Genomic DNA, 5437 nt, shown 5'->3' on the forward strand with positions numbered 1-5437 from the left:
CCGCCGCCGAAGCGGGCCGATTCCATCGGCCGGGTGGTGGCCAGCGCCTCGCGGCCCAGCACCTGGCTGGCACCCAGGCCGGTCAGATAGTCCGCCGCCTCGGCTTTGCCGCTGATGGCGTGCACCTCGAACCCGGCGCGGCTGAAGATGTCCACCGCCAGCGAGCCGACACCGCCGGTGGCGCCGGTGACCGCCAGCGGACCCTGGGCGGGCGACTGGCGGTTTTCCTTCATCCGCAGCAGCGCCAGGGCCGCGGTGAAACCGGCGGTACCGAGAATCATCGATTCGCGCAGGGACAGCCCGGCCGGCAGCGCGATGACCCACTTGGATTCCAGCCGCACGTACTGGCTGTAGCCGCCGTCCCGGGTTTCGCTCAGGCCGCAGCCGGTGGTGAGCACCAGGTCGCCCTCGCGGAAGGCCGGGTCGGTGGAGGCCACCACTTCGCCGGCCACGTCGATCCCGCCCACCAGCGGGAAGCGCCGCAGGATCTTGCCCTTGCCGGTGCCGGCCAGCGCATCCTTGTAGTTCACCGAGGACCAGCGGGCGCGGATCACCACCTCGCCGGGGCTGAGCTGGTCCAGCGTCAGTGGCTCCAGTCCGGCGCGGTAGCCGGCCTCGTCGTTGTGGATGCGGAAGGCGGAAAAGGGGGCGGACAGGGACATGGCGGTATCTGGACCGGAACGGGGGATGTCCAAGATAGCGGTTGCGAAACGGCGGGTCTGCCCCATCTTGTAGAATCGGGATTCGATTGATGGCCGGTAATCGCGGGTAGTCCGCCGCCGGCCCTGACAGATGGAGCATGCATGGCCTGGAATACACCCGGCGGCAACAGCGGCGATGGCCCTCAGGGCAACCGCAAGCCACGCGGCGGCAATGGGGGAGGTTGGGGCGGCGGAAGCCTGCCCGGACCACTGCGCGACCTGTTCGATGGCGGTATCTGGCGCTGGGTGCTGGTGGCCGTGGTGTTGCTGGTGCTGTTCTCCAGCTTCCAGCTGATCGGCGAACAGCAGCGTGGCGTGGTGCTGCGCTTTGGCCAGTTCTCGCGGATCCTGCAGCCCGGCCCGAATTTCAAACTGCCGTGGCCGATCGAATCGGTGGCCAAGGTCAACGCCACCCAGATCAAGACTTTCAGCAGCAACGTGCCGGTGCTGACCCGTGACGAGAACATCGTCAATGTCGCGGTCAACGTCCAGTACCGGGTCGACGATCCGCGCCAGTATCTGTTCGGTACGGTCGATGGCGACCAGGTGCTGGAGCAGTCGGCGCAGAGCGCGGTGCGTGAGCAGGTCGGCCGTGCCGATCTGAACACCGTCCTCAACAACCGCGGCCCGCTGGCGGTGGTTGCCGAGCAGCGGCTGCAGGCCGCGCTCAAGGCCTACAACACCGGCCTGAGCGTCACCGGCCTGACCCTGCCCGACGCGCGTCCGCCGGAAGAAGTGAAGCCGGCATTCGACGAGGTCAACGGTGCCCAGCAGGTCAAGGAACGCCTGATCAACGAAGCCCAGGCCTACGCCGCCAAGGTCGTGCCGGAAGCGCGTGGCCAGGCCTCGCGGGCCCGTACCACGGCCGAAGGTTACAAGCAGGCGATGGTCGCCCGCGCCGAAGGTGACGCGCGCCGCTTCAGCCTGCTGCAGGCCGAGTACAAGAACGCGCCGGAAGTCACCCGCAAGCGCCTGTGGCTGGAAACCGTGCAGCAGGTGCTGTCGGAAAACCGCAAGGTCATCGGTGGCGACGGCCGCCAGCTGATCTACGTGCCGATGCCGGCCGACGCCGCCAAGGCGTCGGGCAATGCGCCGCAGCTGACCCCGGACATGGTGGTGCCGGCGTTGCCGTCGGCCACCGAGAGCATTCGCAATGCGGACCGTTCGGTCTCGCGCTCGGCAAATCGTGAGGAGGCCGGTCGATGAAAAGTTCGTTTGGAATCGGCCTGCTGGTCGTTGTGCTGCTGGGTCTGCTCGGCTCGGTCTACGTGGTGCGGGAAGACCAGACCGCGATGGTGCTGAACCTGGGCAAGGTGGTGCGCTCGGACATCAAGCCGGGCCTGCATTTCAAGGTGCCGCTGGTGGAAACGGTGCGGGTGTTCGATCGCCGCTTCCAGGTGCTGGACACCGCGCCGGCGCGTTATTTCACCGCCGAGCAGAAGGACGTCAGCGTCGACTTCTTCGCCATCGGTTACATCTCCGATGTGCGCTCCTACTACCGCGCCACCGGCGGTGACGCCAAGGTGGCCAACGCCCGTCTGGCGCCGATCATCACCGACTCGCTGCGCAACCAGATCAACTCGCGCACGCTGCAGCAGCTGGTGTCCGGTGACCGCAGTGAGCTGATCGCCGGCCAGCTCAAGAGCATCAACGAGGCGGTCAAGCCGCTGGGCATGCAGATCATCGACCTGCGCATCAAGCAGATCGACCTGCCCACCGACAGCCAGGTGATCACCGACGTGTACGAGCGCATGCGGGCGCAGCGCAAGCAGGAGGCCGCCAAGCTGCGCGCCGAAGGCGAGGAGCAGTCGCTGACCATCCGCGCCCAGGCTGATCGCGAAAGCACGGTGATCGTGGCCGAAGCCGAGCGCGATGCGCAGCAGCTGCGCGGTGAGGGCGATGCCCAGGCCGCAGCGATCTACGGCAAGGCCGGTTCGGCCGACCCGTCGTTCTACGCGTTCTACCGCAGCCTGGAGGCCTACCGCGCCTCGATGACCGACGGCAACGGCGTGATCGTGCTCGACAAGAACGACCCGTTCCTGCAGTACATGAAGAACGATCGCTGAGGCGGTTCCCACGCGTCACCCTGACGGGGATCGGGCACTGCCCGGTCCCCGTTTCTTTACGGGCGGAGGATAGAGAGCGATGAAAGACCTGTTGGCCGCGTTGTGTCTGGTGGCGGTGATCGAGGGGCTGTTCCTGTTTGCCGCCCCGGCCGCGTGGAAGCGCATGGCCGAACAGTTGCTGGACGCCCCGCTGCCGGCGCTGCGGCGGATGGGCGCAATCGCGCTGGCGGCGGGGTTGGTGATGCTGTGGTGGCTGCGACACTGAACCCCCACCGGCCGGTGCCGTCATCCTGAATGTGCAGGGGTGGTAGCTGCGCGGCAAAACCCGGATAATCCACAAAAGCCGGTCGGGCCCTCCAGTTGATGGAATGCCAGACGCGGCTTTTTCCGTGTATGGCCTTGGTGTTTGCCGGATGCTCCCCGATGGAGCCTCCCCGTGGCGAACAGGCTTGGACCACACGACCCCGTCCGCGGCCCCGATGGCCGCAGCAAACTCAGGAGTCACCCGTCATGGGTCAATCAGTTGTTGTTCTCGGCGCCCAGTGGGGCGATGAAGGCAAGGGCAAGATCGTCGATCTGCTGACCGAGGAAATCGGTGCGGTCGTGCGTTTCCAGGGCGGCCACAATGCCGGCCATACCCTGGTCATCAACGGCAAGAAGACCGTCCTGCACCTGATTCCGTCCGGCATCCTGCGCGATGACGCGCTGTGCCTGATCGGCAATGGCGTGGTGATTTCCCCGGCGGCGCTGAAGAAAGAGATCGAGGAGCTGGAAGCGGCCGGCGTTGAAGTGCGCTCGCGCCTGAAGATCTCCCCGGCCGCGCCGCTGATCATGCCGTACCACATCGCGCTGGATCAGGCCCGCGAGAAGGCCGCCGGCGGCAAGGCGATCGGCACCACCGGTCGTGGCATTGGCCCGGCCTATGAAGACAAGGTGGCACGCCGCGGCATCCGCATCGCCGACCTGCACTATCCGGAACAGCTGGCCGAAAAGCTCAAGGCCGCGCTGGATTACCACAACTTCGTGCTGACCCAGTTTCTGGGTGTGGAAGCGGTCGATTTCGACACCGTCTACCAGGAAGCCCTGGCGTTCGGCGAATACGTCGAGCCGATGAAGTCCGACGTCGCCGGCATCTGCCATGACCTGCGCAAGCAGGGCAAGCGCGTGCTGTTCGAAGGCGCGCAGGGCGCACTGCTGGACATCGACCACGGCACCTACCCGTACGTCACCAGCTCCAACACCACCGTCGGTGGCGCGCTGGCCGGTGCCGGTGTCGGCGCCGATGCGATCGACTACGTGCTGGGCATCGCCAAGGCTTACGCCACCCGCGTCGGCGGCGGTCCGTTCCCGACCGAGCTGGACGATGAGATCGGCCAGGGCATCCGTGACCGCGGTGCCGAGTACGGCGCCTCCACCGGCCGTCCGCGCCGTTGCGGCTGGATGGACATCGTCGCGCTCAAGCGCGCCGTGGCTATCAACGGTATCTCCGGCCTGTGTATCACCAAGCTGGACGTGCTCGACGGCATGGAGAAGCTCAAGGTCTGCATCGCCTACGAATACCGCGGCAAGCGCACCGAATATGCTCCGCTGGACGCGCAGGGCTGGGAAGAGTGCACGCCGGTGTACCTGGAGTTCCCGGGCTGGAGCGAGAACACCCACGGCATCACCGAGTGGGACAAGCTGCCGCCGGCCGCCCGTGCCTACCTGCGCGCGCTGGAAGAACTGGCTGGTTGCCCGATCTCGATCGTGTCCACCGGTCCGGACCGCGACCACACCATGATCCTGCAGGATCCGTGGGGCTGAGCAGCGTCCGCGATGAGTGAGAAAAGGCCCCGCATTGCGGGGCCTTTTTGTTGCAGCCGTACATCGTCCACGGATCTGACGGATTGGTTAGGTGGCTGGTATCGCTTCCGGCAACCCCCGTTTTCGGCGATGCTGGATCGGCCGGGAGCCCATGGACACCACAGACACCGCTGCCGCCAGCATCATCACCGCCACATCGCCGGAGACGGGTGTGCTGCCCGAACGTCCGTCCAACTGGTCGCCGATACCGGATGTCGCCGCCGGTGAGCGCTCCTGGGTATTGAGCCTGTGGCGGCGGATCTGCCACGAGCCGACCCTGATGTTCTCCACGGCCTACCTGCTGGTGGCTTTTCTCGGGCTGTGGTCGAGCTGGTGGTTCTACCAGGGATTCGGCATCGCCATCCTCGATTACCTGCAGGCCAGCGATTTCCTGGTGGCGGGATTGCGGGATCCGGCCTACATCCTGCTGTTTGTCTGTGGCGTCTTGCTGGCGGTGCTGGTGACTTGGCCGGATACCGTGCGCCGGCGTCATCCGCACTACATCGAAGCCCTGCGTGTCCGGCACTGGTGGGCGCGGATGGTGTTCGCACGCTCGCGCCTGATGAGCTGGGATGGAGTGGGCATCCATCCGGTGACGGGGGTCAGTCTGGTGGTGGTGTCATCGATGCTGCTGGGCAGCGCTATCTATATGCAGGGCAAAGGGGAACTGCTGCGGGAAGGCAAGCGCGGCGCCCCGCTGCGCGTGCATCTGATCGGTGAGGCGGCGCCGCAGGCCGGCGAGGCGCGACTGCTGGGCACCAGCAGCGCCTTTGTCTACCTGTGGTGGCCGGCGCAACGCCGGGCCGAGGCCGTGCCCATCACCTCGGT

Annotated in this window: 6 protein-coding genes; 5 read left to right on the plus strand and 1 reads right to left on the minus strand. The window is 66.5% G+C overall.

Features of this window, described 5'->3' with window-relative positions:
- Window positions 1-662, minus strand: a 662-nt coding sequence (locus tag JCM9942_RS10385) for an alcohol dehydrogenase catalytic domain-containing protein (protein WP_054659504.1), incomplete at its 3' end; no start/stop codon positions are given.
- A gap of 141 nt (window positions 663-803) precedes the next feature.
- Here JCM9942_RS10385 and hflK point away from each other — a divergent pair.
- The 5 genes from hflK to JCM9942_RS10410 all read left to right on the plus strand — a co-directional run.
- Complete coding sequence (gene hflK / locus JCM9942_RS10390) at window positions 804-1907, plus strand: FtsH protease activity modulator HflK (RefSeq protein WP_054659494.1); 1104 nt, start codon at window positions 804-806, stop codon at window positions 1905-1907.
- Complete coding sequence (hflC, locus tag JCM9942_RS10395) at window positions 1904-2767, plus strand: protease modulator HflC (protein WP_054659496.1); 864 nt, start codon at window positions 1904-1906, stop codon at window positions 2765-2767. Before hflK ends, hflC begins: the two co-directional genes overlap by 4 nt.
- 79 nt (window positions 2768-2846) lie before the next feature.
- Window positions 2847-3032 (plus strand): DUF2065 domain-containing protein, encoded by a 186-nt coding sequence (locus JCM9942_RS10400; protein WP_054659498.1) that lies wholly within the window; start codon window positions 2847-2849, stop codon window positions 3030-3032.
- Window positions 3033-3277: 245 nt separating this feature from the next.
- Window positions 3278-4570, plus strand: a complete 1293-nt coding sequence (locus JCM9942_RS10405) for an adenylosuccinate synthase (RefSeq protein WP_054659500.1) — start codon at window positions 3278-3280, stop codon at window positions 4568-4570.
- 151 nt (window positions 4571-4721) lie between these two features.
- The coding region (locus JCM9942_RS10410) for a hypothetical protein (RefSeq protein ID WP_054659502.1) at window positions 4722-5437 on the plus strand (716 nt) is incomplete at its 3' end.

The sequence above is a fragment of the Stenotrophomonas pictorum JCM 9942 genome (assembly GCF_001310775.1).
In the GTDB taxonomy this organism is placed as follows: domain Bacteria; phylum Pseudomonadota; class Gammaproteobacteria; order Xanthomonadales; family Xanthomonadaceae; genus Stenotrophomonas; species Stenotrophomonas pictorum.

What these genes read in the sequence shown, in the direction of transcription:
- hflK (WP_054659494.1), top strand. Translation starts at nt 804, where the DNA reads ATGGCCTGGAATACACCCGGCGGCAACAGCGGCGATGGCCCTCAGGGC.
- hflC (WP_054659496.1), top strand. Translation starts at nt 1,904, where the DNA reads ATGAAAAGTTCGTTTGGAATCGGCCTGCTGGTCGTTGTGCTGCTGGGT.
- JCM9942_RS10400 (WP_054659498.1), top strand. Translation starts at nt 2,847, where the DNA reads ATGAAAGACCTGTTGGCCGCGTTGTGTCTGGTGGCGGTGATCGAGGGG.
- JCM9942_RS10405 (WP_054659500.1), top strand. Translation starts at nt 3,278, where the DNA reads ATGGGTCAATCAGTTGTTGTTCTCGGCGCCCAGTGGGGCGATGAAGGC.